Consider the following 26,781-nt stretch of genomic DNA (forward strand, 5'->3'; position numbering starts at 1 on the left):
CTAAAAGCTGAAATAACCAGAAACTAGCAACAAGAATACATGAGCATCATTCTTACACATACTTATTTTTTATTTGAAGATGAAAAAGAACAAAGCATCATGCGCCCGTATGCGCCGTTGGGATTGTTATATATTTCTTCATATTTAAACGAAAACAAAGTTGAAAATCATGTGTATGATTCTACGTTTTATTCCAAAGTAGATCAACTTCGATTTATAGAAGAAAAACAACCTAAAGCAATTGCTATTTACACCAATTTAATGACAAAAATTAATGTAATTGAATTGGTTAAAATTCTAAATACTGATGACAAATATGGCTTCCCTAAAATTATTTTAGGTGGACCTGATATTACATATAACTTAGAAAATTACCTAAATACAGGTGTTGATTTTTTAGTGATTGGAGAAGGCGAACAAACAACGCTAGAACTTTATCAAGCAATTATTCATGATAAAGACTTTAATGAAATTCACGGGATTGCATATTTAAAAAATGGTGAAGTTAAAAAAACACCACCACGAATGCGCATGAAAAGCTTGAAAGAATTGCCATTACCAAACAGAGCTGCCATTCCTGTAGAAAAATATTTAGACACTTGGAAAACACATCACGGGCAAAGTTCTATGACGGTTAGTACACAACGTGGCTGTCCGTATACATGTAAATGGTGTAGTACGGCAGTTTATGGACAAAGTTATAGAAGGCGTCCACCAGACATGGTTGCAGCCGAATTAAAAATGCTGAAAGAAACCTATAATCCAGATGGAATTTGGTTTGTGGACGATGTTTTTAGTGTAAGTCATAAATGGATTGAAAAATTTCATGAAGAAGTTATCAAGCAAGATGCCATTATTCCGTTTGAATGTATTACGCGTGCAGAACGCTTAAACGATCAAATTTTACAATTATTGAAAGAAGCTGGTTGTTTCCGAATTTGGATTGGTGCCGAAAGTGGTTCACAAAAAATAATTGATGCCATGGATCGTCGTGTGGATGTAAATGTGGTAAAAGAAGCTATTCAAAAAACAAACGCACTGGGTATGGAAACTGGCACGTTTATTATGGTAGGTTATCCTGGCGAAGATGAGCAAGATATCAAAGAAACAATTGATTATTTGAAAGCTGCAGATCCAACACATTTTACCATTACAGTAGCGTATCCAATCAAAGGAACTTCTTTATATACTGAAATTGAAGACAAAATTACGGTCAAGCCAGATTGGGATACATCTACTGATCGTGAAATAGATTTTACACGAACATATTCGAGAAAATTTTATGACTACGCAGTACGTCGTATTGTAAATGAAGTCAATTATAACAAAGAATTGTTAAAAGGAAAAAATCGTAACTTCATCACATCGTTAAAGCTTAAAACAAAATCAGTTTTAGCACGAACAGGAATGCTTTTACACAAATAATGATAGATTTTAGTCGTACAACTCAACAGCAAAATGTTTACTATCTGACGCCTGAAAACCCTGATTTTTCTAGGTATTACCTCGCCGTACGCGAAAAAGAAGATCGAATTTTATCAGATTACGAAGTTCGACAACTTCCATATATAAAACGTTACGAATGGGAGTTTCGTGAAAAATCTACAGAACGCTTCATTCAATACATTTCAGACAAAAATAAATCATTAAAAATTTTAGATATTGGCTGTGGAAATGGTTGGTTTTCGAATAAAATTGCAAAAATTTCAGAAACTATTCAAATAATTGGATTAGATATAAATCGTGAAGAACTGGAACAAGCAGCACGTATTTTTAAAACGAAGAATCTTTATTTTGTATATGCAGATATTTTTAAAGTTTCTACAAAGCTTGAAGCACAATTTGATATTATCACCTTAAATGGTGCGATTCAATATTTTGAAGATTTTAAAGGATTTATCACTCTTTTACAAACATTTTTAAAGCCTAATGGAGAAATCCATATTATAGACAGTCCATTTTACAAAACAGCTTCAGTTGCAGACGCAAAAGAACGGACAAAAGAATATTATACAGAGATTGGTGTTCCGGAAATGGCTGAAAATTATTTCCATCATGACGAAAAATTGATTGCCGAGTTTGATCTTTTATACAAATACAGATGGAATATTATTCATAAGATTTTAGGTAAAAAAGATTCTCCTTTTTCTTGGTATCGATTCACAAAAAAGTAAACACATGAAACGAAAACAATTTTTTAAAAAAATAATCGGCTTTGGAATATCAACATTCGTTTTTTTGGTTATTGCAGAAATTGTGCTTTCTTTTTTTTCTATATTCCCTAATGGATATTTTACAGCTACGCCCAATTCAGGTTTTGTATGGGAAATAAAACCAAATGACTTGGATGGTATTTCAGGAAAATCAACTATTTCTTTTGATGCTTTAGGCGCACGCTCTACTTCAAATTACGCAGAAAAAAAACATAAAATTGTCGCGCTAGGTGGAAGTACAACTGCCTGTTTTGCATTGACACAGGAGAAAACCTGGTCAAATTTATTAGAAAAAAAACTAGGAGATTTATATTGGATTGGAAATTTTGGAAGACCCGGAAACAGCAGCAATCACAATGTATTACAGTTTGAACATCTACTTAAAAAAACAGAATTAGAAGATGTCAAAACGGTATTGATTATGCAAGGAGGAAATGACTTTTTAGGCTATCTTATTTCTGCTGAAAAGTATACAAATCAACCTAAACTTGAAACCAAGAAAGCTGCTTTTAAACATTTACCTAATCACGATTATCCATTTCACAAACGACTTACCTTATATAAACTACTAAAAAGTGCCAAACAAAAACTTTCATTCTTTTTTTATAAAGGTTCCTTAACAGACAAAGCTATAGAAATCAAAGAGGCAAGACAAAACGCCACATTAGTAAACACATTACCATCATTAACCGTTGGATTAAATCACTTTGAAAAAAACATCCAACAAATTATTGACATGGCAAAACAACGAAATATTGAAGTGGTTTTTATGACGCAAGCGACCTTATGGCAATCTGGTTTAGCTCCTGAACTTGAGAAATTATTATTATTAAGCGGTTTTCAAAATAACGAAAGTTTTTACAGTACTGAAGCACTTAGCAAAGGAATGAACTTATTTAATAAGCGCTTACAAAATATATGTAAAAAAAATAATGTTTCATGTATTGATTTAGCTACTAAACTTCCAAAAAATACAACGGTTTTTTACGATGATTTACATTTTAATGAATCCGGAGCCAAATTAGTCTCTGATATAGTGTATACATTTTTAATAACAAATAATTTTACCAAGTAAGCATGCCTCCTTTTTTTAAAAAGTTGTTGACGATTGTTCTGAGTGTTCTGATAACATTACTACTCGTAGAAGTCTGTCTACGTATGTTTATTTCTTCTCCATTCGCGCTTAAAAGACCAAATACAACTTTTGAATTAATAGTTGATACAACTTATTTTACAGGTATCAACTCGGTAGTAAAAAAACATATAAATGAAGATGGTTTTATTGGAAAAAACTATGATAAAGAAGCTAATTTACATATACTAACCATTGGAGGAAGCACAACAGAATGTTTTTTATTAAACGATGAAGAATCATGGCCAGTACTTCTTGAAAAAAAGTTAACTACTGAACTTTCAAAAAAAGTATGGATTGGAAATTTAGGAAAAAGTGGATTCAATACACAACATCATGTTGTGCAAATGCAAACACAAGTACCAACATTTCCTAGAGTTGATTTGATCATTGTGCTAATAGGTGTTAATGATATGCTTCGCGAATTAAAATATACACCAAATTATATACCATTGACAGAAGCGCAGACATTACGTTCAACATATTCTTACTATTCAAATACTGCAAACGCAACATTTCCTCGAAATTTAAAATTAACCGAATATATTTTAAGAACTAACACTTTCTATTTCCCTAAAAAAATAGAAACAATACAGGTAGATGGAAAAAGTGTCCATGAAGCCAGGCAACATCGATTCAAAGCAAAAACTACTATTTTAGAAGTACCTGATTTAAAAAATGCTTTGCTTAGGTATGAACAGAATATTACACAACTTATAACACTTGCTGAAGAACAAAATATCAAAATCGTTTTTGCCACACAGCCAACTTTGTGGAAAGAACAAATGCATAATAAAGAAAAATCGCTACTTTGGCTAGGCTCAAAAGGCGAACATGGAAAAAATGGAGAAGTTTATTTTCACCATTCTGTATTAAAACGCTGTATGGATTTGTACAATAAAAAGCTTTTAGATGTTGCTCAAGCACATAGTATTCCCGTAGTAGATTTGGCAAATACTTTAGAAAAATCTACTCTAAACTTTTATGACGGCATGCATTTTAACATAAAAGGAGCTAAAAATGTAAGTACTTCATTAGAAAAACCAGTTCTAAAAATAATTCGTCAATAGTATTATTTAAATAATCTTGAAGATTTTAATTTCTTCTTGTGTAGAAAGTATTGAATTGAAACTTTTAGCACACCCAAACCGTACGTTACACTACGCTTAAAGTTAATAGAAGAACTTTCATTAGTATACGTTGTTGGACAAGTAATTTCTCCTATTTCAAATCCTTTATTGAAAATTTGACATAACATTTGATTATCAAATATGAAATCGTCAGAATTATGCTCTAACGAAAGTGCTTCCAAAACTTCTCTCGAAAATGCACGAAATCCTGTATGATATTCAGATAGTTTTTGACCAATTAATATATTTTGAAATAAAGTTAAAAAGCGATTTGAAATGTATTTATACATTGGCATTCCTCCACGCAACGCTCCTTTTCCTAAAATTCGAGAACCTAATACCACAGGATATACCTCATTTGCAATTAAATACGACATGGAATGAATCAACTTTGGAGTATACTGATAGTCAGGATGTAACATCACCACAACATCAGCTTCTAACTCTAATGCTTTTGCATAACAACTTTTCTGATTGGCACCATATCCTTTGTTTTGATCGTGTTTTAAAACATGTTTAATACCGATTTCTTTGGCAACTTTCAAGGTTTCATCAGTACTATTATCATCAACCAGCACAACCTCGTCTACAATATCAAAAGGAATTTCTTGATAGGTTTGTTCTAATGTTTTTGAAGCATTATATGCAGGTAAAACAACTATGACTCTTTTAGTATTGATCATTATTTTGGTTGATATCTAAAGGTATATTCGACAGTAGCAGATTTTTTAAATAGACTTTCGAAAAGATCTACTAATAAAAACAATGGCAAGGTAATTCCAGCAAATAAAACATGCAACCCTATTTGAAATAAATTACGTTTACCAAACGCACTTTTTTCATTCGTTTTTAAAAACTCATATAAAAAATTATGCTTCTTAGAGAGAACATTTAAGCTAGACTGAATATATCCGTACGGATTTTGTTCCCAAGAAATATATCGTTCTGTTTCAATTTCAAAACCTTTGGCTTGCATCATTCTCTTAAAATCTTTTGGTTTAAAGAAAATTAAATGACGTGGCACATCTAAGTGAAACCAATCATCTTTGAAAAACTTCGCTTGCCAACTATCAATATTTGGCATTGAAATGACCAAACGCCCATTGGGTTTTAAAATTTGCTGAATTTTGCCTAAATCTTCATTTGGTGTCAACAAATGTTCAAACACATGATATATAGTTATAACATCAAAAGTTTCTTTGCTAAAATCAGTCGTTTGTAAAAAACCAGTGTACAATGTAAATCCTTTATTTTGATCTGCCGCACGCAAGGCTGCATCTCCTTCAATTTCTAAACCTGAAAGTTGAAGATTGTATTTTTTATGTAAGAAATTTAAAAAAGCACCACTTCCACAACCAATATCAAGCAGTTTTCCACTTTCAGGAATACCTTTTACAGCGCGTGAAGCTCTCATACTTCTAAATAGATTTACGCCAAATTCTATAATCGGATTGAACTTAGCTTCGCCTTCTCCATAATATCCTGTATTGTACGCTTTATCTAATTGCTCCGTTGTTGGTGTTGGAGCTAATGTATACGCATGACAGTGTGTACACTTCTGAAGTGCGTACGGAAATGAATGCGTTTTTATCTTAAAAAACACTTTTTGTTCGTCTTCGTTACAAAATATACATTGCGTCACAAAATTCTATTTATCTTTTTTCACTTTTTTAATTGAAATAACGTGTATTTTTATAGCTTTGAACCACTTAAATACAGCAAATAAGCAAGCTAAAGTAACAACTATATTTAGATACACAAAATAAAAAGAACATTGAAAATTCAACAACTCATAACGTATAAATTTTACATCTTTTTAGGTGTGCCATTTTTGTTATTTTTTGCACTACAACTACTAGGTTTTGATGGTTTATACGGGCAAGATTCTTATGAGTATTTACGGTATACAAAAGCCATTCAAAATTACTTTACTACAGGAGAACATCCTAATGCTTTTTATTGGCCTGTATTATATCCTTTCATTGGAAGTATTCTTGGTTTCATTTTTGGAAATGTTGTATTTGGACTCCACTTTTTATCAGCTATATCCATAGGAATCTCCTGTGTATATTTGTATAAAACATTAGAAATTTTATACCCTAAAAAAACCACTACTAATTTTTATTACGTTTTTACATTCGGATTACTTTCACCTTATTTTCTTCGCGCAGGCTTGTTAGTAATGTCTGATATGTTTGCAGCAATGTGCATTGTATTAACGACATATCAATTTATAAAATCATATATAAAGAAAACATCAATCAGCTATGTTTTCATCTTTGCTACCTGTGCATTAATGGTTAGGTATGCAACTCTAGTTATTACATTTCCTATGATTATTTTTTCATTGTATTTTGTTATAAAACAGCGAAATTGGAAAGCTATTATTGTTGGAAGTATATGGAGTCTAATTATCTGTATTCCTTTTATTATTTTACAATGGGACAATTTGGTTGGAGGCACTTCTAATTATTTTTTAAATGCCTGGTCTATTGAAAATTACTTTAAAACCAGTCATACTTCTGTTGACGGAACCTCAACATATTTATTACCAAACATACTATTTGTATTTTCTATTCTCGTACATCCTGGCTTCTTGTTTTTTGGAGTATTCGCACTGTATTTTATACTAAAAAGATACAATGTACTCTTTACATTTTCTCAAAAAATAATTACAATCAGTATTGCTTGTTATCTTTTATTTTTAGCAGGGATTCCATTTCAAAATATTCGTGTACTTACACTTATATTTCCATTAGTTTTATTATTCTTTTTTCTTCCTTTTTATGAAATCACACAATTTAAATTAATTAAAAAACATACAATTAGCATAGCAATTTTATGTATCCTATTCCAATTAGCACTCAGCGGCTATGGATTTAATACAGTTTTTAAACGTACATTTTTCGAAAAAGAAATTGCGATTTCACTACAACCTTATCAAGGAAAAAAGTTGTATAGTTTTGAATACACACCAGCTTTAAAAGGTCGTGGATTAAATTTTGATTTTCGGAGTTTATATTACGAAGTGCACGATGATTATAAAGAAAATGATTTAATATTTTTCAATCCTACAAAATTAGCAGCGCAATGGAATGATAAAAATCCTATGAAAAACTGGAATCATATTAACACATCATTTCAATTAGAAGTTTTAGAATCGTTTGAAGGTGGATGGAATTTATATCAAATTATATCTAAAAAATAGTTCTATGCTTTGGATTCGAATAAAATCGCGTTTACTACTTTCTTACCGAAAGTTTATGCTTAGATCAGGTTTCAAAAAATGGATGCTTCGCAACCGTTACGGAGAACGTATTTTGGTGTTTCATGGTGTTGACAGTGTTGGTGAAACACGTTATAACAGTCGTTTTTTCTCAAAGGAATATTTTGAAACATTTATTCAATATATCACGGAACATTACAATGTAATTCCATTAGATGATTTTTATCAAAAAAAATTTAAACCTAATACTTTAAATATCGCATTAACATTTGATGATGGCTATTTGAACAACTATGAATACGTTGTCCCTATTTTAAAAAAGCACAACGTTCCTGCATGTTTTTATATTACTACAATTCATGAAAAAACTTCATATCTGTTTCCAGATTTTATAGATTTAGTTGAATTTCACAGCCCTAAAAAAGAATTGGTTTTTGAACGAAATGTGTATCAAAGAAGCTCCAGGAATGAATTTGTATGGAATGGCGTTTCGTTAAAAAATATAGCCAAAGCGCTTCCGTATGAAGTATTAGAACTATTATATAAAAGCTTACAACAAGACTGGCTTAATCTAAAACCAGAATCGCTTGCCGAATATTGGAAATTGATGAAACCCAAACAAATTAAAGAAATTGCTGATGACCCATTATTTACTATTGGCGCTCATGGTGAAACACATGCTAGTTTGATAGATATTCCTATAGAACGTGCAAAAGCTGAAATTTTGAACAGCAAACAGTCATTAGAAACTATTTGTAAGCAATCTATTGACGAATTCGCTTTTCCTTTTGGATTTTACACAAAAGAATTGGCTGATTATTGTCTGGAAATTGGCTATAAGAAGGTTTTATTAGTAGATTATAATACAATTAGTGACAAAAAACAGGAAGCATTGCAAAATCGTTTTGTCATGAATCCGTATATTTCTATGGACTTACAATTGGTTTGTTTGTTGCAAAATTCTTATTATTAAAAATATGGCATATACAATTGTTCCGCTTTCTTCTGAAAACATAAAAGATCTCACGTTTCTTTACAAGCGTGTTTTCGGAAACAAAATGACCTTAGAAATGGTGAAAACCAAATTTGATACTTCCTATTTGGAAATGAGTCACTTTGGGCATCTTGCCTATGATGGAACATTGCCTATTGCATTTCATGGAGCCATTCCTGTGTTGATGAAGTATAAGGAGACTAAAATACTTGCCGCACAATATGGTGACGCCATGACCTTACCAGATTATACTGGCAAAGGATTGTTTACAAAGCTTGGAAAACACACAGATGAACAGTTGAAGAAAGCAAATATTAGCTTTGTTTGGGGATTTCCTAATCAGAATTCAGAATATGGCTATCTGAATAAATTAGATTGGATTTATAAAGAACGAATGCAGCGATTTAATATAAAAACAGGAACACTTCCAATAGAAAAAATTGCTAAAAAAAGTGCGCTAACGCATCGTATATATGATTCACATATTTTAAACGTATTCAAAAAATATAAAACTCAGAAAATAATTAAAGGCAGTGTATATACAAATAACGAAGTTGTGTCTACAGTGAGAGATGAAGCATATTATGCCTATAAATCATTTACTGGGAATTTCACAATAGAACTTGACGATGTACTATTTTGGATAAAAATAAAAAATGGGTTGATGATTGGTGATATTGAAACGCCTTCTGAAGAGAAATTTCATATTGCTTTTGAAAAATTAAAAAAGATTGCTCAAAATAACGGTATTGGAGAAATCAATATTCAAGCTTCTCCAAATACACTTATTTACAACCTGATGCAACGTTATCAAACTCCATTAGATTCTTGGGTTGTAGGGTTTAAAAACTTTAATTCCGATTTTCCTTTAGAACATTTAAAATTAACATTAGGAGATTTAGATACTTTTTAAATTCGATTCAAAATTGATTTTAATTTTCATAAAAATTACACTATAAACATTGAGTACACAGGAACAACATATAGTCTTTTTAACACCTATGTTTCCCGAATCGGAAGCTGATTCGGTTTCAATTCCTGCGTTACAAGTATTCCTAAAAACTATTCGAAAAGCAGTACCTCATTGCAAAATGACGGCAATATCTTTTCAATATCCATTTACTAAGAAACAGTATGATTGGCACGGAATTGATGTAATTCCTTTAAATGGGCAGACCAAACGCTTGAAAAAATTATTTGTTTGGAATAAAGCGTTGCGTCATCTTAAAAAATTACACAAACAGCAAGCCATCACAACTATTCATAGTTTTTGGATTGGTGAATGTTCAAGTATTGGACAACGATTTGCAAAAAAACATGTCATCAATCATGTAGTGACAGTTATGGGACAAGACGCATTGGCTGGTAATTTACATGTAAAATATTTGCTTGACACGAATACAAAGTTGGTTACACTTTCTGAGAATCATCGCAATACATTGCAACAAAATTATCAGTTATCATCTGAAATAATTCCATGGTATGTAGACACGACAGAATATCCTGAAATGCAAAAAAATACCATTGATGTTTTAGCAGTTGGTTCTTTAATTGATTTGAAAAACTATCCGCTTTGTATTGATGTTGTTTCCGAACTAGTAAAAAAACATCCGAAGTTAACTGTAAATTTTATTGGTGGTGGACCAAATTTAAGCCAACTCAACTCGTTGATTGAACAAAAAGAGCTCGATAAACACATTACATTCTCTGGAGAAATGCACCGAGAAAAAGTCCTTGAACATATGGCTACAGCTAATATATTATTGCACACAAGCAGTTACGAGTCTTTTGGATACGTGTACATTGAAGCTTTATATTCTGGAATGGTAATTGTGTCAAAAAATGTAGGTTTTACCCAAAACACTTCTGAATGGGCTATCGCTAATACGAAAGAAGAAATGGTGGCAGCATGCAATCATTTTCTAACGAAAGACGCTTCAAAAAAACGCGTATTGGTATCCTCTGAAAAAGAATCACTAACGGACTATTTAAAATTATACAATGGATAAGCTCAAAATTTCCATTATGAATACAATTCGTGGGTTTTCTGCGCCAGTTTTCGGGTTCTTAATTGCCGTTTTTGGAATTAAGAATTTTGGAAAAGACAGTTGGGGAATTGTTATTAATGCAATGCTTTGGATATTTTTCATTGCTTTTAGTTTAGGATGGGGAAACCGAAGTCATTTAGTTCGAAAATACAGTAGAGAACCTTCAAAAATTGCACATAGTTTCTATTCTAATTTTTTCTCTAGAAGCCTTTTATTACCCGTTGCATTATTATTATTCTTTTTCTTTCCTTACGAAATTGCTATAAAATGTATCCTTTTAGTTGTATTGATGCACACATACACTGCTTTAGACAGCTTGGTAGTGTATCATCAAAAGTTTGGCCCACAATTTTTAGGAGAATTGATTGCTTTTACAATTGTATTTGCAGGACTGTTTTGGGTAGAAAATTTCGACTTATCCACTTTTTTGCTCTTGTATTGTATAAGTTTTACGACTAAAATTACTGTTGTTTTAATTTCGCTACAATTATGGAAAGAATCATTTTCATTTCAACTTTCGTTGAGTGAATTTAAAGATGGGTTTTGGTTTTTTGCTATTGGTTTTAGCGGCTGGATTTTCTCTAAAATAGATATTTACATTGTTGATTTTTATCTTCCAAAAGCGCAATTATCAGAATATCAATTACTAATCACTGCATTCCTTATGTTGCAATCTGTTTCCGGCTATATTGTACTACCATTTCAAAAACACATGTATAGATCGTCTCCAGATTTGCTTAAAAACATTCAAAAGAAACTCAATATTGCAGCTATTCCGTTATGCATTCTTGGCGGTTTTGGTATTTGGATTATTATGGAACTATTTGTCAGCTTAAACCTTCCTTTAAGCTACTATATCTTAGGAGTTTTCATTGCAATTCCGTCCTTTTTTTACAGCATGAATATCATGGAACTAATGAAGAATAACAATGAACAAAAAATTATTTATTTAAACCTCATCGGGTTTGGGATCAACTTTATGAGTATTGTATTCCTAATCAAAACTTACGGAGTTTTTGGTGTATTGGTGAGTGTTTGTATTACACAATGGATCATTTTACTTTTATTTAAGTTAAAATTCAAAAACAAGAAACCTTTAGCGTGAAATATATTCGATTAGTATTTATAAATTTAGGAGTTTTACTAGCCTTATTATTTGTGGTAGCAATTATTGCATACTTTGTAGGCAAGCATCAAATAAATACTTTTTTTGACATGACTACTCCAAGAAAAGCAGCATATTTTCAAAAGGACTCACTCGCCATGTTTATTCATAAACCAAACATACATATTTTTGATCGTTGGGGAACAAATATTAGTAAAATTACCACGGAAAGACGAACGAATAATTTAGGATTTCGAGAAAATGAAGATATCATTGCAAAAAAAACAACAGAATATCGTGTATTAATTACTGGAGATTCACATACAGATGGTGTCCTAAAATATAATCATATGTCGTTTATAAATCGTTGGGAAGCTTTGCTAAATGAAGCTGATTGTGATATCAATTACAATTGTATCAATGGAGGAAATGGTTTCTATACTTTTCGTAACTACGCTGGTTTTCTAAAAAAATACACTTATTTGCAACCTGATACTTTTCTTATTAATGTTTTTACTGGAAATGATTTTAGAGAAGCCTCTATTTATGAAGACGACCGAACTAGTATTCCCAATGTATTTAAAAATATTTATTCACGTATATCTAGAAGATTCTATTCTACTGAACAAAAATCAATTTCATATACACAAGGGCTTGAGCAAATTTTACATTTTAAGTCGTTTCCTAATGACAAAAAAGCAGCACTTGAACTTGCTAAGAAATACATACGGGATATCAAACAATTATGCACACAAAACAATATTCAATTAGTTGTAACATTGCAACCGTCTAAAATTGAAGCACGGCCAGATTTTAAAAAGTATCTTCAAGAATTATTCGATTTAACCGATGAAGACATGTTGACTAATCAACAACTCACCAATGAGTTTGCTTCTTGGCTCTCTTCCGAAGGTATTACACATTATAATTTATTGGCTCCATTAAAAGACGCTGAAGGCATCGTATTTTGGACCGAAGATTTACACATTAATCCGGAAGGACACCGTATTATAGGTGAATATCTTTTTAATCAAGTAGAACTACAAAATAATAGGCTCCAATGAAAGAATTAAAACTCAAAGTAATTGCTATTTCGATTGGTTTGCTATTTAGTTTTTTAATTGGCGAATTGATAGCACGTGTCTATTTTTTTGGTGGCGCTGCTTTTTCGTATTCGAAAACAAATTCTTTCGGTATTTTTAATAATTCTGGAGTGAGTAAATATTCAGAAACAGAAGGTTTACGTTATGAATTAACACCAAATTTAGACACCAAATATAAGCTTGTCGATTTTAAAACGAATGCTGAAGGTTTTCGTGACAAAGATCACAAACCTTCTAAAAACATGAAAAAAGTCGCTGTTTTAGGTGATTCGTTTACCATGGGAACTGGCGTCTCAGAAAATGAATTATTTGTACAGAAAACTGAAGAACTTTTGAATGTGCCTCATAAAACCTATGAGTTTTTCAACTTTGGTATATCAGGTTATGGATTGGATGATTATTTAACAATTTTAAAACGAAATGCACTTGCGCATCATCCTGATTTGGTTATTGTTGCATTTTGTGCTTCCAATGACCATAAGGAAAATGGTGTAGATTTTGACATGAATGATTTTGTCATAAAACCAAAACACAACGTTTTTTGGGATTCGTATTTAAAGAAATTATTAAAAATAAAACTAGCTCCAAATACCTATGAACCCACAACATATAGTGAACGTCAATTAACATTTGTTGCAAATCAGTTCTCAGAATTACAAAAAGTTTTAGTACAACAAAACTCAAAAGGAATTATTTTTTACATCGATTTAGTGTACGACCCAGTAAGAATTGAACAAATACAAACGCTAGCAAAGCAAAAGGACTTATTCTTTTTAGATGTTTCCGAAGATTTTAAAGATGCCAATCTGTTTGATTATATTCTAAATGAACTTGATCCACATCCAAATGGTGATGCCAATGCTATTTTTGCCAAAAAACTACAAACGTATATTTCTAAAAATGAATCATTATTGTTTGAAGAGTAAGATCAGTTCTTACGAATCTATTATATTAAAGAATGAATCATATGTAAAGTCTGGGTAATACTTCTTTAGTTGCGCTGTCAATTTTTTCACACCAAAACAAATATACTTTACCTCATTCTGAATGTTAATTGCTTCAAATTGTTGCTTATCAACAAACTTCATCACTTGTTCCTGTAAACTTTCATCATAATAAATGATTTTTCCAGTTTTTACAATCAATAAAATATCTTTTGAAGTTACCTTATAAAAAGCATTAACAGCATTTTTATCTTGCTTTCTAGCAATAACGATATCTGCCATTTTTCCTGTTTCAAGCGTACCTTTTTCCGAAAAGCCAAACAAATTGGCTGGCGTTTTGGTCATACTTTCAAACAATTCAACATCTGACAACTGCTTCAGTTTTCGCGCTTGACGCACATGTTGCCATAAATCCCAATCAGAACTTACTGTAGAATCCGTCCCAAACAAAATAGGTGCCACTTTTTTAAGCTCTGAAATTTGGGCCGTTTCACCATATAAATGTATGTTAGAATTCGGACACCAAATGACACCTCCAAACTTTGCAGCATCATTTTTTGTTAGGCTAATTGCATGTACCGCTAGCATATTTTTAGGTTGTATACAAAATTTTAAAAACCTAGCCGGTTCAGTTTTAGCTAACGCGCTTGTTCCTTCTCCCAAGTGAATGATTTTTTTCTTCCGAGTTGGAAACATCGCTTTTAGTTTCCATTTCTTGTCAAATCGTAAAGAATGTATCGTCATAGTATCTATCACAACATCTGCAATAGGTGTTTGATAATTTTTCAAATAAATATCGTGTTGAAAAATTGTCGTAAATCCATGCAACACATTTTTTAGAACTCCCCATGCATAGCGCAATTCAAATGGAATACTTTCTATTTCTTTAATGGTAGCTTCAAAATCGTCCAACGACCATTCAACATAATCTGAATATTGCTTATTTTTATGAATTGGATGCGTGTTTAATGCTAAATGTTCATGAGAGTTTACCAACCCAGGAAAAGCAATAACTTCAGAAGGAAAACCGATTGCAATTTCAGCATTGACTTTTTTTTCTACACTGATACTTTCTATCTTATCTTCTTCAATAAAGATGTTTTTTTGACATGATGGATTTTCATCATTCAAAACAGTTGTGTTTTTTAAAATAAGACTTACCAATTCGATTGTGATTAAAGAAATGTATTTATTCTGCGTAAAAATACAATTTAAAGATTTCTAAAGGATTCCATCCTAAAAAACTCTCGATTTAATTTTCAAAAGCATAACAATAGTTTTTTCAGATAAAAACAAATAGGCAAATATGATTTTAAAGTAAATCAATTTGTAACCAACAAAATTTGTTTAATTTTAGCGCCTACTCAAAGAATAGATTTTTTCACTCAAACATTACGAATACGGATTATGCTAGATATTCAAAAAATTAAAAGAATTATTGCTCATCTGAGAGTAAAAAAACTTCCACAAGATATATACATTGAACAGCTTAGGAGTTTGGTTACAGGAGAAGGAATGCTACACGCAGGAACTCCATATCTTATAAATCATGCTATTAAAAATATGCCTGTAGGCGGAACTGTTATAGAAATTGGATCTTATGGAGGTTTGTCTACAAATTTGATTCTTTATTTATTGAAAAAAAATAACCGTGACGAAAAATTGTTTAATTGTGATCCATGGATTTATGGAGGTCAAAAAGAATCCTATACAGATACCTCTAATATAGATGGAAGCGATGATATTACTTGTGCGGATTTTTCTAAATATGTAAAGGAGAGTTTTATTAGAAGTACGAAATTTTTGAATTCAAACAATTTACCTCATTCTTTTCACTTAACCTCCGATGATTTTTTTGAAAAATATAAGCAAAATCTTAACGAAAAAGACTTATTCGGAACAGAGGTGCAACTTGGAGAACCAATTTCTTTTGCTTACATAGATGGAAATCATGCATATGATTTTGCAAAAAGAGATTTTGAAAATGTAGATAAGTTTTTGAAAAAATCAGGTTTTATTCTTTTTGATGATTCTGTTGATGGTTCTTATTTTGGCAGTGCAAAGTTTATGAAAGAAATGAAGAAAAATCCAAACTACAAGTTTATACTCAAAAACCCGAATTATTTATTTCAAAAAATTGTTTGATTTGTATGATACGCTAAATTTTATATTTATTTTTAGCTGCATATCCATGCAAAAAAAATTACCCGGTTTTGCAAAAAACTATACAACTTGTTTTTTTTCTAAAAAAATGAATGTCGTAGCTGCATATGATCTCTGGGCTAACACCTATGACTCGGAACAAGAAAAAGGAAATTTGGTCATTACTTATAATACTTTTTTAGTAGAACAAATCTTCACAAAACTATCTCTAAAAAATAAAATTATTTGTGATATCGGTTCAGGAACCGGGCATTTTCACGATAATGTTTTGAAATTTCAACCTGAAAAACACATTGCTTGTGACACTTCTGAAGGTATGCTGCATATGTTTACTAAAAAATTTCCTGAAGTAGAAACACATGTATTAACAGACAATATATTGCATTTTGCTCAGGATAATAGTATAGATATCATTTTCTCTTCTTTGGTGATTGGTTATATTAAAAACCTTTCAAATGTGCTCAATGAATGGAAACGTGCTTTAAAAGCAAATGGCTTTATGATTATAACACTACTTCATCCAGAATTGAATGTAAAAAACTCACGAAACTTTAAAGACACTCAAAACACAGTCCATATCATTAAAAGTTGCCAACTCAACTTAAAACAACTAAATCAATTATTTGCAAATAAGAGCTTGGAAGTTATTTCATTTTCAGAAAAAACCATTGACAACAGAGGTAAATCTATGTTCCTGCAAATGCATAAAGGAGATTTATATAAAACTATGAAAGATAAAAAAATTGTTTGCGGATTTTTACTTAAAAAAAGTAGCTCAAGAAAAAAACTTTATCTTTAAAATTCAAAAAATATAATCTTTTGGAAACTGGTCAGCGTAATATTCTTTTAGATAGCATCAAAATAATTGCAGCATTGTTTGTCATTGGATTGCATTGCGCATTTTTATATGAATACAATAAAATTGCGTATCAGATTACAGCCAATGGTATTTTTAAAATTGTAATTCCGTTATTCTTTTGCATCAGTGGTTTTTTCCTATTTGATGTTTTAAAAAAAGGGGCTATTAAAAGATGGATGATTCGCGTAGGTATTTTGTATACAATTTGGATGCTAATTTACAGTGCTTTCTGGATTGACCTTCAAAATTTTAGCATCATAAAATTCATTGCAAAAATTGTTGTTGGCTTCAATCATTTGTGGTATTTAAACACATTACTACTAAGTGGCTTTGCTTTGTACAAACTTAGAAATCAATCTAATTTAATTTTAATTGGCAGCGCTATTGTATTATTTTCTATTGGAATTTGCATTCAATACCTAGGACATTTTGAGGTGTTTTTAGACAATCCTATATTAGATAAAATCACAAAATACCCATTAATTCACAGAAACTTCTTGTTTTATGGTTTACCATTTTTAAGTATTGGTTATGTAATGCGAAAAACAAATTTTCATACAAAATTCAGCAAAACCAAGGTATTATTATTTCTTGTCTTTGGTTTAGTTTTACTGGCAATTGACAGTCTTATCAATTATCATTATTTATCATACAAGGTAGTTGTAAATATGCACATTACATTTTTAATTGCTGCGCCTGCATTGTTTATGACTGCTTTTACATTTCATATTCCGTCAAGTGCGAATAGTAAAATATTATCATCTTATTCTATTGCTATCTATTTGGTGCATCCCTTAATAATAGTACTAATTACCACAATATTCAACCAAGGTTTATCGCCAACTGTATTAACATTAGCTACAATAATTGGTGCTATATTAATTTCATATTTATTAATTGAACTCAATAAAAAAGTAAAATATTTATTATAATCTACTTATATTCCTAATATATATATTTACTTAACATAAGTCATTGCTATTGTTTTATAAATGAAAAAACTCATCAAAAATACACTCATTATCCTATTAAATACGTTTATCATTCTCGTAGTTATAGAAGTTTTATTAGGCTTTTATTACAGAAGTGTTGATGTTTCATTTTTAAAAAACATGGCTGCAGAGCGTGCTACATCTGGAGCATATGAAAAAAAAGACGAAGCTGTTGCTTTAGAAATTCAAAAAGAATTATTGACCTTGGAAATTGAAGGTACATCATTTATTCATTATAAATTATCCAAATTCAACGGAAAACATACCAACATTGATAAAAAAGGGCATCGCAAGACTAAAAATTTCAACAATAAAAAGAACATTGACATGCTAAAAATATTCTGTTTTGGCAGTTCTACGATGTTTAGTGTAGACGCAAGAGATGAATACACGATTCCTTCCGAATTCTCAAAATTAATTGACCAATCATTTCCCAATATTAATGTAGAAGTAACCAATTTAGGATGCCATGGATATACAAGAAATATTGAAAACGCACAACTACAACAGCAAATTATCCAAGAGAATGTTCCTGATATTGTCATCTTTTATGATGGTGTTAATGAAACATATGCAGCATACAATAACAACAAAGCTGGGACTATAGCTAGCGAAGTAAGTTTTAAGGATACGTTTAAAAAAACAACTCCATTTAACTTGTATGTATATTTAAAAAATACACTCCGTTTAGCAAACACACTTAAAGCCAAAATTAGCAAATCTAAACCTTATATAATTTCCAACGCAGAACAATTAGCTATTGATATTGCCGAGCACTATACTGCACAAATGGAAATTTCAGAAGCATTAGCTTTCCATTATAACTTTAAAGTGTTCAATTTTTCACAACCAATTATATACACTAAGAAACAACTAACAGGTTTTGAAAAAAAAGTAATCAATCAACATCAGTATTACCAACCTTTACATGGTGACACGTACGAAGTTTTAGCTAAAAGAGCATCCGCAATTACAGATACTCATTTCGCAGATATTAGCCACACTTTCAATAATACTGAGAAAACTATCTATACCGATTATTGTCATACTGGAGAATTCGGAAATCTATTAATTGCCAAAGAAATGTATCGTTAACTAAAATCAACAATCATAAAAACAGCAACATCTGTAACAGAACCGAAAACTGAACAACTAACAGAAACCAATTAATAATTATATATAAAAAATGGAACAACTTTTAACTTTAGACAGTCTTTTTACCTTATTTATGCTTGTATTACTGCAAGCCGTTTTAGGATTTGACAACTTATTATACATTTCGCTAGAATCACAAAAAGCACCAAAAGACAAACAATCATATGTGCGCAAGCTTGGTGTTGGTTTGGCAATTATTTTACGCGTAGTATTACTTTTCATTTTGGTAAAATTGATTCAGTTTTTCCAAGAACCTTTTTTAACAATGCACAACAATTCCATTTTAGAATTTGATTTTAATGGACATAGTTTAATTGTATTAGCAGGTGGAGTTTTTATTATTTACACTGCCGTGAAAGAAATTTGGCATATGATGTTAATGAAAGAACATGCTCAAAATGAAGGAACAAAAAAGAAATCTGTAAAAAGCGTCATTATTTGGATTGTAATCATGAACCTAGTATTCTCTTTTGATTCTATTTTGAGTGCAATGGCTTTAACAAGTGATATGGCCGAAACACCTCAATTAATTTTAATGACAATTGCTATCGTTTTAGGTGGATTACTAATGATTGTGATGGCTGACAAGGTTTCGAATTTCTTACAAAAAAACAAAATGTATGAAGTGTTAGGATTATTTATCCTTTTCATTGTAGGAATCATGCTGCTTTCAGAAGGTGGACATATTGCACACTTACAATTATTTGGAAACCATGTAACACCTATGAGCAAAACAACATTCTACTTTGTCATTATTACATTGGTAATAATTGATATCGTTCAAGGTCGTTACCAAAAGAACCTATTAGCAAAAAAAGAAGCACAAGACAAAATAAACGAAGCTAAGAAAGAAGCTTAATTTTTTAATGGAAGTTGTTGTTCTAAAAACTCACTAAGCACTTCATTTCCATAATAATTCAAATGAGGATCGTTTAAAAAATATATACGATTATCAATAGTATCATGCATTCTAAAATACTCTAAAGGATTTAAATGTCTTACATTAGTATAAGCTTTTAAATCCTTTTTTGCTGCGTTAAAAAAAGGATATACTGATTTTTGAATTAACTCTTCGTCTTTAAATTCAGCACCTAAACTTTTCATGTTTTGCAAATAATAATCATTCACTTGGGCACAATGAGGAATCCAGAGGAAATATACAGTCACGTCGTTAGGAACTGTTGCTAAAAAACGTTGTATATGTTTTAACCAAGTTTCATATCGGTTTCCAAAAGGAGTTTGAAGCGTTAATGTATTCTCTATATACGAAGTGTTGCCATAAATAAAGCGTTTCGTTCTAATATCATACAAATCAGTTGAAAAATCATCTTTTAGCATTCCTTCCAATCGTATCTCTTTTGACACATTCAAAACAGCAAGCTTACGATTCAAATAAGAAAGACTTAAAAAATAATCGGACGCTTCCCAATAAAAATTTCTAGATATGGAAAACTTTTCCCAGTCCCATAAATGATCTACATCGATCAAATCGTTTCCAACATAAATTTGATATACAATAGCTTTTGGTTGATGATTATTAATTCTTGCGGAAGCAAATGTATTTACTTGTCGAATTCCAGTCCCTGGAATACTTGCATTTACAATAGAAATAGCGGGATTATTAGTTCGCAACTTATCTACATAATTCATATCTGAAGATGTGGCTGAGAAAGAATCACCAAACCATAAAAAATCTACCGAATCTTTTTGCAAAGTTTCTGTTGTATTCAATCCATTGATTTCCGCTTTATAAAAATCAATCACAGCAAATCGATACAAAATTTCAAACAACGCAAAAGTTATCAATACTATAATAATAGCATTCATAAAAAACTTTTTTATTTTTGTTAAAAATTTCATCATTTAAAATTTAGCCAAATATAGCTGTAAAATTATGTTTTTGAGGCATTTTTTAAGGGATTGAAAACCAATACATTTAACTATTTTCAGTATTCTTCTTAATGTATTTGTTATCTACAGAATAAATCTTACCTTTGCAGACTCTTTTTAAGAGATAGGAATGTTTAATTATTAAAAAAAATTAGTGTGGACACATTAAGCTACAAAACAATTTCAGCAAACAAAGCTACTGCAGATAAGCAATGGGTTTTGATTGATGCTGAAGGACAGACGCTAGGGCGTATGGCTTCTAAGGTAGCAAAATTACTTAGAGGTAAGTACAAGCCTAGCTTTACACCACATGCTGATTGCGGAGATAATGTTGTAATTATCAATGCAGAAAAAATCAACTTAACTGGAAACAAATGGACGGACAAATCTTATATTCGTCACACAGGTTATCCAGGTGGTCAAAGATCGCTAACTGCTACGGAACTTTTTGAAAAAGATCCTGCAAAATTAGTAGAGAAATCAGTGAAAGGAATGTTACCAAAAAACAAATTAGGTAGCGCTTTATTCCGTAACCTAAAAGTTTATGTTGGTACAGAGCACGGACAAGAAGCTCAAAAACCAACAACTATTAACTTAAATGATTTAATGTAACATGGAAGTTATTCACAAAATTGGTCGTAGAAAAACGGCTGTTGCTCGTGTATATGTTACTCCAGGAACTGGAAACATTACCGTAAACAAGAAAGCGTTTGAAACGTATTTCCCAACACCAACATTACAATACAAAGTAAAGCAACCATTTGCGTTAACAGAAACTGTTGACACGTATGATGTAAATGTAAATGTATATGGTGGAGGATCTACTGGACAAGCAGAAGCTGTTCGTTTAGCAATCTCAAGAGTATTATGTGAGATTGATGCTGAAAATAGATTAGCATTGAAACCAGAAGGATTATTAACAAGAGATCCAAGAATGGTTGAACGTAAGAAATTTGGACAGAAGAAAGCTCGTAAGAAATTCCAGTTCTCTAAACGTTAATCCGTATCGTTTTTTCACAAAACATACAGTTCATTTATTATTGAAATTAAAAAACATGTTGTCGTTGTTTCGCGTAATGCGAAATTTAGTTTAGCATCTAAATAGGAAAGACCAAATACAATTGCTACTTCCCTATTGCTAATTCAACGGAACGTAAACTATTTACAAAAATGGCAAATAACATAGAAGTAAAAGACTTACTTGATGCAGGTGTACACTTTGGTCACTTGACAAGAAAATGGGATCCAAACATGGCGCCATACATCTACATGGAGCGTAATGGAATCCACATCATTAACTTATATAAGACTGCAGCAAAAATTTCTGAAGCTAATGAAGCTTTAAAGAAAATTGCAGCATCTGGTAGAAAAATACTTTTCGTAGCTACCAAAAAGCAAGCAAAAGATATCGTTGCTGAAAAAGCAGGGAATGCTAACATGCCTTACATTACTGAAAGATGGCCAGGTGGAATGTTAACAAACTTTGTAACCATCAGAAAAGCCGTTAAGAAAATGGCTTCTATCGATAGAATGAAAAAAGATGGAACGTTCATGACTTTATCAAAGAAAGAACGTTTGCAAGTTGATCGTTTAAGAGCTAAGTTAGAAAAAAACTTAGGTTCAATCAACGATATGACTCGTCTTCCAGGTGCATTATTCGTAGTTGACATCAAGCGTGAACATATCGCAATTAAAGAAGCTCAAAAATTAAACATTCCAATTTTTGCAATGGTTGATACAAATTCTGACCCAAGAGAGGTTGATTATGTAATTCCTGCAAATGATGATGCTTCTAAATCAATCGATAAGATTTTAACGCACGTTACTGATGCTGTTATCGAAGGATTGTCTGATAGAAAAGCTGAAAAAGAAGCTAAGAAAGCTGAAAAAGAAGCTGCCGCTGCTGCTCCAAAAGCAGAAGCTCCAGCAAAAGAAGAAACAAAATAATTATTATTTAACGTTGATACGTTAATTCATCTAAAGAAGATAGGTAGTTTTACTGCTGATTTTGAAAATGATGAGTTGACGCATTAACATTAAAACAAAAATAAAATGGCAAAAATTACAGCCGCAGAAGTAGGTAAATTAAGAAAAGCTACAGGTGCAGGAATGATGGACTGCAAAAAAGCATTAGTAGAAGCTGAAGGTGACTTCGATAAAGCAATTGATATTCTTCGTAAGAAAGGTCAAAAAGTTGCTGCTAAAAGAGCAGATCGTGATTCTTCTGAAGGTGTTGCTGCTGCTAAAGTAAATGATGACAACACTGCTGGTGTTGCTATCGTTTTAGGATGTGAAACTGATTTTGTTGGTAAAAACGAAAGTTTCGTTGCCTTAGCAAAAGACTTTGCAAACTTAGCAATTGGATACAACACAAAAGAAGAGTTTTTAACTGCTGATTTTGGTGGAATGACTGTTGCTGAAAAGTTAACAGAGCAAACTGGTGTTATTGGTGAGAAAATTGACTTAAAAGCTTTTGATAAAATCGAAGCTCCTTATGTTGGTTCTTACGTACACATTAACAAAATTGCTGCTGTTGTTGGATTAACTGCTAAAGTTGATAATGCTGATGTATTAGCAAAAGACTTAGCAATGCAAATTGCTTCTATGGGAGCAACTACATTATCTTACAAAGATTTTGATCCTGCATTTGTTGCATCTGAAACAGAAGCAAGAATTGCTGCTATTGAAAAAGATAACGAAGAATTAGTACGTTTAGGAAAAACATTGAAAAATGTTCCTCAATACATTTCTATGTCTCAGTTAACTGAAGAAGTAATAGCGCAAGCTGAAGAAGCTGCTAAAGCACAATTAGCTGCAGAAGGAAAGCCAGAAAAAATTTGGGATCGTATCTTACCAGGAAAAATGGAAAGATTCATTTCTGATAACACTACATTAGACAAAGAACAATGTTTATTAGATCAAGACTTTATCAAAGATGAAAAGTCTACAGTTGCTAAATACGTTTCTTCTTATGGAGAAGTTGAAGTAACAGGATTCAAACGTGTATCTTTAGGATAAACAAATTACGCTAAGGCGTTTTATAGTATATTAAAAAGGATCGTCAATTGACGATCCTTTTCCTTTTTCACAATTATTTAATGATTATATACATGGATTTCCAAATGTATGAGCACAAACACTAGTGTTAGGATCATCACCACAACCTGGATGTCTTGAACGTGTGTTTTTTGTAGCTTCACACACCTCTCCTGTACCGAATACTGGACAACAAATATCAACAAAGTTTCTACTTAATGTAGCAACACATGTAACTGCATCACTTTGATTTACTATTCCCATTCCCGCTTTAATCGAAGATAAATTTGAAACATTTACCTTGTTTAAGCCTAATTTAAATTTTTGTTTTTTCATAATTTTAATTTTTAAATAATTAATACCCTGAAAAATTGTGCACCTTTTTCATACCCTAAAACTATAGAAAGCTGCTATAAAACATACTATAGAATTTATAAGCGTAGAAGATTTTGTATAAGCGTTGAATTTTGTGTTAACTTATTTAACATATTCATTTTAGCAAGAAATAGCCTTCTTTTTAAAAATTTGACAAAAAAAATAGTTGCAACTAGTGCAACTATTCTCCCCCTATATAAAAGTACTTCTCGTTGTGAGTTGCGTTATCAGTACGCGCCCTTTTCCATCCTTATTGTCTTTCTCATAGCTTTTAAATCGATGGAATAAAAGAGCTAAACGCATTACAGTATTTAATAATTACAACAAAAAGTTCTTTTATCTATAACTATCGTGTTTCATTAGGATGAATTAACACAAACAATGTGTCTCCACAGTACAAGTTCTACTTTTTGTTTCACCATGACAAGTAGTTAATTGTGTGTTTGTATCTGGACAATGTCCTGGTTGCGTTTCATCTGTAGTTTCGATAAATGGACAAGTACAACTTATTGTTTGCGGTCCAACAGGTCCATTCCCTCCTCTAATTGAAGTTAAATTTGAAATATTTCTCTTGTTTAACCCTAACTTGAAATTTCTTTTTTTCATGATAATTTGTATTTTGATAATTTTTTCAAAACAAAGATACCTACACAATTCATTAAAACTTGTTAACATTTTCATAAGAATTTACATGTTAATGTTTGAATATTTTATAGAAATCATAAGAGAAATTTATACTTCTGAACAATTGATCATTTATAATTTATTTTAAACATTTGATAAATTAGAGCTTGACACATAAAAACATTTTTGTACACTTCATTATTTATTATATTTGCACAACTCATCAAAAGAAGCAATGCAATACAAAAGAATATTACTAAAATTATCAGGCGAAGCGCTTATGGGCGAAAGACAATATGGAATTGATCCAAAACGCCTAGCTGAATATGCAGAAGAGATAAAAAAAGTAGTCGATCTAGGAATCCAAGTAGCCATCGTTATTGGTGGAGGAAATATTTTTAGAGGTGTTGCTGGCGCAAGTAACGGAATGGACAGAGTACAAGGTGACCATATGGGAATGCTAGCCACTGTTATTAATGGTTTAGCATTACAAAGCGCTTTAGAAGATGCCGAAGTTCACACACGCTTATTAACTGCTTTAGAAATTAAAGAAGTTGCGGAACCATATATCAAACGAAAAGCAATTCGTCATTTAGAAAAAGGGCGTGTTGTTATTTTTGGTGCAGGAACTGGAAATCCTTATTTCACTACAGATTCTGCTGCCGTATTACGCGCCATTGAAGTAAGTGCTGATGTAATTCTAAAAGGAACACGTGTAGACGGAATTTACAATGAAGACCCAGAAAAAAACACTTCAGCTATCAAATTTGATCATATCTCGTTTGATGAAGTATTAAAACAAGGTTTAAAAGTAATGGACACTACTGCTTTTACACTAAGTCAAGAAAACGAATTACCAATCATTGTATTCGACATGAATACACAAGGAAACTTACTAAAAGTAGTTTCTGGTGAAAATATTGGAACAAAAGTAAACTTGTAAGATAAAATCTGGCGTAGTTTTTGATTTTATTCGAGCAATAACAAAAAAATATTTTAAATTAGTAATGATATAGAAAGTACCATCACTACTTTCATTAATAATTTTCAACAGTATGAACGAAGACATTAAATTTATTATAGATACTACAAAAGAATCAATGGATAACGCCATTATACACTTAAATAAGCAATTATTAGGAATTAGAGCTGGAAAAGCTTCTCCTGCAATGCTATCCAGTGTAATGGTTGATTACTATGGTTCGCAAACACCATTATCACAAGTTGCAAATGTAAACAGCACAGATGCACGTACTATTACAATTCAACCTTGGGAAAAAAGTATGATTCAAGAAATTGAAAGAGGAATTATGCTTGCAAACCTTGGATTTAACCCAATGAATAATGGAGAATCTGTAATTATCAATGTTCCTGCACTGACTGAAGAACGTCGTAAAGAATTAGCTAAACAATCAAAAAGCGAAGCTGAAGACGCTAAAGTTGGTATTAGAAATGCACGTCAAGACGCAAACAAAGAAATAAAAGCTTTGGAAGTTTCTGATGATGCTAAGAAGAATGCTGAAATTGATGTGCAAGCATTAACAGATAGTTATATTAAAAATATTGATGAAATATACGTAGCGAAAGAAAAAGAAATTATGACGGTTTAAAAAACGTTAAACTTATAATAAACTAATTATAAAGCGACCAGTGGTCGCTTTATTTTTTGTAACATTATACCGTATTATTCGTTATACATAAAAGCCTTTGAGAAATTTGTAATAATTAAGAAGTTATCACTACTAATATAATTATAAACAGGTTTCCATTCGACATCTAAAAATAATTCAAC

The 26,781-nt window shown here is 31.3% G+C and carries 28 protein-coding genes; 22 read left to right on the forward strand and 6 right to left on the reverse strand.

Annotated elements, in window-relative coordinates:
- The first annotated feature begins 39 nt into the window (after positions 1 to 39).
- From Q0828_RS07335 to Q0828_RS07350, 4 genes are all read left to right on the forward strand, one after another.
- Positions 40 to 1,425 (forward strand): radical SAM protein, encoded by a 1,386-nt coding sequence (locus Q0828_RS07335; protein WP_298419114.1) that lies wholly within the window; start codon positions 40 to 42, stop codon positions 1,423 to 1,425.
- Positions 1,425 to 2,174, forward strand: a complete 750-nt coding sequence (locus Q0828_RS07340) for a class I SAM-dependent methyltransferase (RefSeq protein ID WP_298419117.1) — start codon at positions 1,425 to 1,427, stop codon at positions 2,172 to 2,174. The genes Q0828_RS07335 and Q0828_RS07340 overlap by 1 nt, the downstream gene beginning before the upstream one ends.
- A 4-nt stretch (positions 2,175 to 2,178) precedes the next feature.
- Positions 2,179 to 3,288 carry an SGNH/GDSL hydrolase family protein gene (locus Q0828_RS07345; RefSeq protein WP_298419120.1) on the forward strand — a complete coding sequence of 370 codons (1,110 nt, stop codon included), beginning with the start codon at positions 2,179 to 2,181 and terminating at the stop codon, positions 3,286 to 3,288.
- A gap of 83 nt (positions 3,289 to 3,371) precedes the next feature.
- Positions 3,372 to 4,415 carry an SGNH/GDSL hydrolase family protein gene (locus Q0828_RS07350; RefSeq protein ID WP_298419121.1) on the forward strand — a complete coding sequence of 348 codons (1,044 nt, stop codon included), beginning with the start codon at positions 3,372 to 3,374 and terminating at the stop codon, positions 4,413 to 4,415.
- A 2-nt stretch (positions 4,416 to 4,417) separates the two neighbouring features.
- Here the strand turns inward: Q0828_RS07350 and Q0828_RS07355 are convergent, their stop codons facing one another.
- Positions 4,418 to 5,158, reverse strand: coding sequence for a glycosyltransferase family 2 protein (locus Q0828_RS07355; RefSeq protein ID WP_298419124.1), 741 nt, complete (start codon positions 5,156 to 5,158; stop codon positions 4,418 to 4,420).
- Entirely contained in the window at positions 5,158 to 6,117 is a 960-nt protein-coding gene (locus Q0828_RS07360; protein ID WP_298419127.1) for a class I SAM-dependent methyltransferase, read from the reverse strand. The genes Q0828_RS07355 and Q0828_RS07360 overlap by 1 nt, the downstream gene beginning before the upstream one ends.
- Before the next feature lie 132 nt (positions 6,118 to 6,249).
- On the opposite strand from Q0828_RS07360, the gene Q0828_RS07365 reads away from it, so the two are divergent.
- From Q0828_RS07365 to Q0828_RS07395, 7 genes are read left to right on the forward strand one after another with little or no spacing between them, the layout of a single operon-like run.
- Complete coding sequence (locus Q0828_RS07365) at positions 6,250 to 7,683, forward strand: glycosyltransferase family 39 protein (RefSeq protein ID WP_298419130.1); 1,434 nt, start codon at positions 6,250 to 6,252, stop codon at positions 7,681 to 7,683.
- Positions 7,684 to 7,687: 4 nt separating this feature from the next.
- Positions 7,688 to 8,674 (forward strand): polysaccharide deacetylase family protein, encoded by a 987-nt coding sequence (locus tag Q0828_RS07370; protein WP_298419133.1) that lies wholly within the window; start codon positions 7,688 to 7,690, stop codon positions 8,672 to 8,674.
- Positions 8,675 to 8,678: 4 nt separating this feature from the next.
- Positions 8,679 to 9,608, forward strand: coding sequence for a GNAT family N-acetyltransferase (locus tag Q0828_RS07375; protein WP_298419137.1), 930 nt, complete (start codon positions 8,679 to 8,681; stop codon positions 9,606 to 9,608).
- Between the two features lie 49 nt (positions 9,609 to 9,657).
- The gene (locus Q0828_RS07380) at positions 9,658 to 10,704 is read left to right on the forward strand and encodes a glycosyltransferase (protein WP_298419140.1); all 1,047 of its coding nucleotides are present in this window, start codon (positions 9,658 to 9,660) and stop codon (positions 10,702 to 10,704) included.
- Between the two features lie 16 nt (positions 10,705 to 10,720).
- A complete protein-coding gene (locus Q0828_RS07385; RefSeq protein WP_298419143.1) occupies positions 10,721 to 11,848 on the forward strand; it encodes a hypothetical protein in 1,128 nt (375 codons plus the stop codon).
- Positions 11,845 to 12,912, forward strand: a complete 1,068-nt coding sequence (locus Q0828_RS07390; protein ID WP_298419146.1) for a hypothetical protein — start codon at positions 11,845 to 11,847, stop codon at positions 12,910 to 12,912. The genes Q0828_RS07385 and Q0828_RS07390 overlap by 4 nt, the downstream gene beginning before the upstream one ends.
- Entirely contained in the window at positions 12,909 to 13,877 is a 969-nt protein-coding gene (locus Q0828_RS07395; protein ID WP_298419148.1) for an SGNH/GDSL hydrolase family protein, read from the forward strand. The genes Q0828_RS07390 and Q0828_RS07395 overlap by 4 nt, the downstream gene beginning before the upstream one ends.
- A 9-nt stretch (positions 13,878 to 13,886) precedes the next feature.
- On the opposite strand, the gene Q0828_RS07400 is transcribed toward Q0828_RS07395, so the two are convergent.
- Positions 13,887 to 15,026 (reverse strand): amidohydrolase family protein, encoded by a 1,140-nt coding sequence (locus tag Q0828_RS07400; protein WP_298419152.1) that lies wholly within the window; start codon positions 15,024 to 15,026, stop codon positions 13,887 to 13,889.
- Positions 15,027 to 15,302: 276 nt separating this feature from the next.
- Between Q0828_RS07400 and Q0828_RS07405 the strand changes: the two genes are divergently transcribed.
- From Q0828_RS07405 to Q0828_RS07425, 5 genes are all read left to right on the forward strand, one after another.
- Entirely contained in the window at positions 15,303 to 16,040 is a 738-nt protein-coding gene (locus tag Q0828_RS07405) for a class I SAM-dependent methyltransferase (protein ID WP_298419155.1), read from the forward strand.
- A gap of 46 nt (positions 16,041 to 16,086) precedes the next feature.
- Positions 16,087 to 16,857: a class I SAM-dependent methyltransferase gene (locus Q0828_RS07410; RefSeq protein ID WP_298419158.1), complete on the forward strand. Its 771-nt coding sequence runs from the start codon at positions 16,087 to 16,089 to the stop codon at positions 16,855 to 16,857.
- A 20-nt stretch (positions 16,858 to 16,877) separates the two neighbouring features.
- Positions 16,878 to 17,849, forward strand: a complete 972-nt coding sequence (locus tag Q0828_RS07415; protein WP_298419160.1) for an acyltransferase — start codon at positions 16,878 to 16,880, stop codon at positions 17,847 to 17,849.
- A 60-nt stretch (positions 17,850 to 17,909) separates the two neighbouring features.
- Entirely contained in the window at positions 17,910 to 19,004 is a 1,095-nt protein-coding gene (locus tag Q0828_RS07420; protein ID WP_298419163.1) for an SGNH/GDSL hydrolase family protein, read from the forward strand.
- A gap of 91 nt (positions 19,005 to 19,095) precedes the next feature.
- A complete protein-coding gene (locus Q0828_RS07425) occupies positions 19,096 to 19,923 on the forward strand; it encodes a TerC family protein (protein ID WP_298419164.1) in 828 nt (275 codons plus the stop codon).
- Here Q0828_RS07425 and Q0828_RS07430 read toward each other — a convergent pair.
- On the reverse strand, positions 19,920 to 20,891 hold the full coding sequence (locus tag Q0828_RS07430) for a hypothetical protein (protein WP_298419167.1): 972 nt from the start codon (positions 20,889 to 20,891) through the stop codon (positions 19,920 to 19,922). The two genes, Q0828_RS07425 and Q0828_RS07430, sit on opposite strands and share 4 nt — an antisense overlap.
- A gap of 219 nt (positions 20,892 to 21,110) precedes the next feature.
- Between Q0828_RS07430 and rplM the strand changes: the two genes are divergently transcribed.
- From rplM to tsf, 4 genes are all read left to right on the forward strand, one after another.
- A complete protein-coding gene (gene rplM / locus Q0828_RS07435) occupies positions 21,111 to 21,566 on the forward strand; it encodes a 50S ribosomal protein L13 (RefSeq protein WP_298419170.1) in 456 nt (151 codons plus the stop codon).
- Position 21,567: 1 nt separating this feature from the next.
- Positions 21,568 to 21,954, forward strand: coding sequence for a 30S ribosomal protein S9 (gene rpsI, locus Q0828_RS07440; RefSeq protein ID WP_114902334.1), 387 nt, complete (start codon positions 21,568 to 21,570; stop codon positions 21,952 to 21,954).
- A 170-nt stretch (positions 21,955 to 22,124) separates the two neighbouring features.
- Positions 22,125 to 22,901: a 30S ribosomal protein S2 gene (gene rpsB, locus Q0828_RS07445; RefSeq protein WP_298419176.1), complete on the forward strand. Its 777-nt coding sequence runs from the start codon at positions 22,125 to 22,127 to the stop codon at positions 22,899 to 22,901.
- Between the two features lie 105 nt (positions 22,902 to 23,006).
- Positions 23,007 to 23,972 (forward strand): translation elongation factor Ts, encoded by a 966-nt coding sequence (gene tsf, locus Q0828_RS07450; RefSeq protein WP_298419181.1) that lies wholly within the window; start codon positions 23,007 to 23,009, stop codon positions 23,970 to 23,972.
- Between the two features lie 84 nt (positions 23,973 to 24,056).
- On the opposite strand, the gene Q0828_RS07455 is transcribed toward tsf, so the two are convergent.
- The gene (locus Q0828_RS07455) at positions 24,057 to 24,326 is read right to left on the reverse strand and encodes a hypothetical protein (protein ID WP_298419184.1); all 270 of its coding nucleotides are present in this window, start codon (positions 24,324 to 24,326) and stop codon (positions 24,057 to 24,059) included.
- Positions 24,327 to 24,734: 408 nt separating this feature from the next.
- The gene (locus Q0828_RS07460; protein WP_298419187.1) at positions 24,735 to 24,971 is read right to left on the reverse strand and encodes a hypothetical protein; all 237 of its coding nucleotides are present in this window, start codon (positions 24,969 to 24,971) and stop codon (positions 24,735 to 24,737) included.
- Positions 24,972 to 25,224: 253 nt separating this feature from the next.
- On the opposite strand from Q0828_RS07460, the gene pyrH reads away from it, so the two are divergent.
- Together pyrH and frr are read left to right on the forward strand one after the other, a co-directional pair.
- On the forward strand, positions 25,225 to 25,932 hold the full coding sequence (pyrH, locus tag Q0828_RS07465) for a UMP kinase (RefSeq protein WP_298419190.1): 708 nt from the start codon (positions 25,225 to 25,227) through the stop codon (positions 25,930 to 25,932).
- 112 nt (positions 25,933 to 26,044) lie between these two features.
- Positions 26,045 to 26,599, forward strand: a complete 555-nt coding sequence (gene frr, locus Q0828_RS07470; protein WP_298419193.1) for a ribosome recycling factor — start codon at positions 26,045 to 26,047, stop codon at positions 26,597 to 26,599.
- Positions 26,600 to 26,781: the final 182 nt, after the last annotated feature.

It is taken from the genome of uncultured Kordia sp. (assembly GCF_947496985.1).
Taxonomy (GTDB): domain Bacteria; phylum Bacteroidota; class Bacteroidia; order Flavobacteriales; family Flavobacteriaceae; genus Kordia.

Bases quoted from the DNA above. Each gene is read 5' to 3' on its own strand.
- Q0828_RS07335 (WP_298419114.1), top strand. From the start codon at position 40: ATGAGCATCATTCTTACACATACTTATTTTTTATTTGAAGATGAAAAA.
- Q0828_RS07420 (WP_298419163.1), top strand. From the start codon at position 17,910: ATGAAAAAACTCATCAAAAATACACTCATTATCCTATTAAATACGTTT.
- Q0828_RS07405 (WP_298419155.1), top strand. From the start codon at position 15,303: ATGCTAGATATTCAAAAAATTAAAAGAATTATTGCTCATCTGAGAGTA.
- frr (WP_298419193.1), top strand. From the start codon at position 26,045: ATGAACGAAGACATTAAATTTATTATAGATACTACAAAAGAATCAATG.
- Q0828_RS07375 (WP_298419137.1), top strand. From the start codon at position 8,679: ATGGCATATACAATTGTTCCGCTTTCTTCTGAAAACATAAAAGATCTC.
- Q0828_RS07350 (WP_298419121.1), top strand. From the start codon at position 3,372: ATGTTTATTTCTTCTCCATTCGCGCTTAAAAGACCAAATACAACTTTT.
- Q0828_RS07345 (WP_298419120.1), top strand. From the start codon at position 2,179: ATGAAACGAAAACAATTTTTTAAAAAAATAATCGGCTTTGGAATATCA.
- Q0828_RS07410 (WP_298419158.1), top strand. From the start codon at position 16,087: ATGCAAAAAAAATTACCCGGTTTTGCAAAAAACTATACAACTTGTTTT.
- Q0828_RS07430 (WP_298419167.1), bottom strand. From the start codon at position 20,891: ATGAATGCTATTATTATAGTATTGATAACTTTTGCGTTGTTTGAAATT.
- Q0828_RS07455 (WP_298419184.1), bottom strand. From the start codon at position 24,326: ATGAAAAAACAAAAATTTAAATTAGGCTTAAACAAGGTAAATGTTTCA.
- rpsI (WP_114902334.1), top strand. From the start codon at position 21,568: ATGGAAGTTATTCACAAAATTGGTCGTAGAAAAACGGCTGTTGCTCGT.
- Q0828_RS07355 (WP_298419124.1), bottom strand. From the start codon at position 5,158: ATGATCAATACTAAAAGAGTCATAGTTGTTTTACCTGCATATAATGCT.
- rpsB (WP_298419176.1), top strand. From the start codon at position 22,125: ATGGCAAATAACATAGAAGTAAAAGACTTACTTGATGCAGGTGTACAC.
- pyrH (WP_298419190.1), top strand. From the start codon at position 25,225: ATGCAATACAAAAGAATATTACTAAAATTATCAGGCGAAGCGCTTATG.
- Q0828_RS07395 (WP_298419148.1), top strand. From the start codon at position 12,909: ATGAAAGAATTAAAACTCAAAGTAATTGCTATTTCGATTGGTTTGCTA.
- Q0828_RS07425 (WP_298419164.1), top strand. From the start codon at position 19,096: ATGGAACAACTTTTAACTTTAGACAGTCTTTTTACCTTATTTATGCTT.
- Q0828_RS07385 (WP_298419143.1), top strand. From the start codon at position 10,721: ATGAATACAATTCGTGGGTTTTCTGCGCCAGTTTTCGGGTTCTTAATT.
- tsf (WP_298419181.1), top strand. From the start codon at position 23,007: ATGGCAAAAATTACAGCCGCAGAAGTAGGTAAATTAAGAAAAGCTACA.
- Q0828_RS07340 (WP_298419117.1), top strand. From the start codon at position 1,425: ATGATAGATTTTAGTCGTACAACTCAACAGCAAAATGTTTACTATCTG.
- Q0828_RS07460 (WP_298419187.1), bottom strand. From the start codon at position 24,971: ATGAAAAAAAGAAATTTCAAGTTAGGGTTAAACAAGAGAAATATTTCA.
- Q0828_RS07370 (WP_298419133.1), top strand. From the start codon at position 7,688: ATGCTTTGGATTCGAATAAAATCGCGTTTACTACTTTCTTACCGAAAG.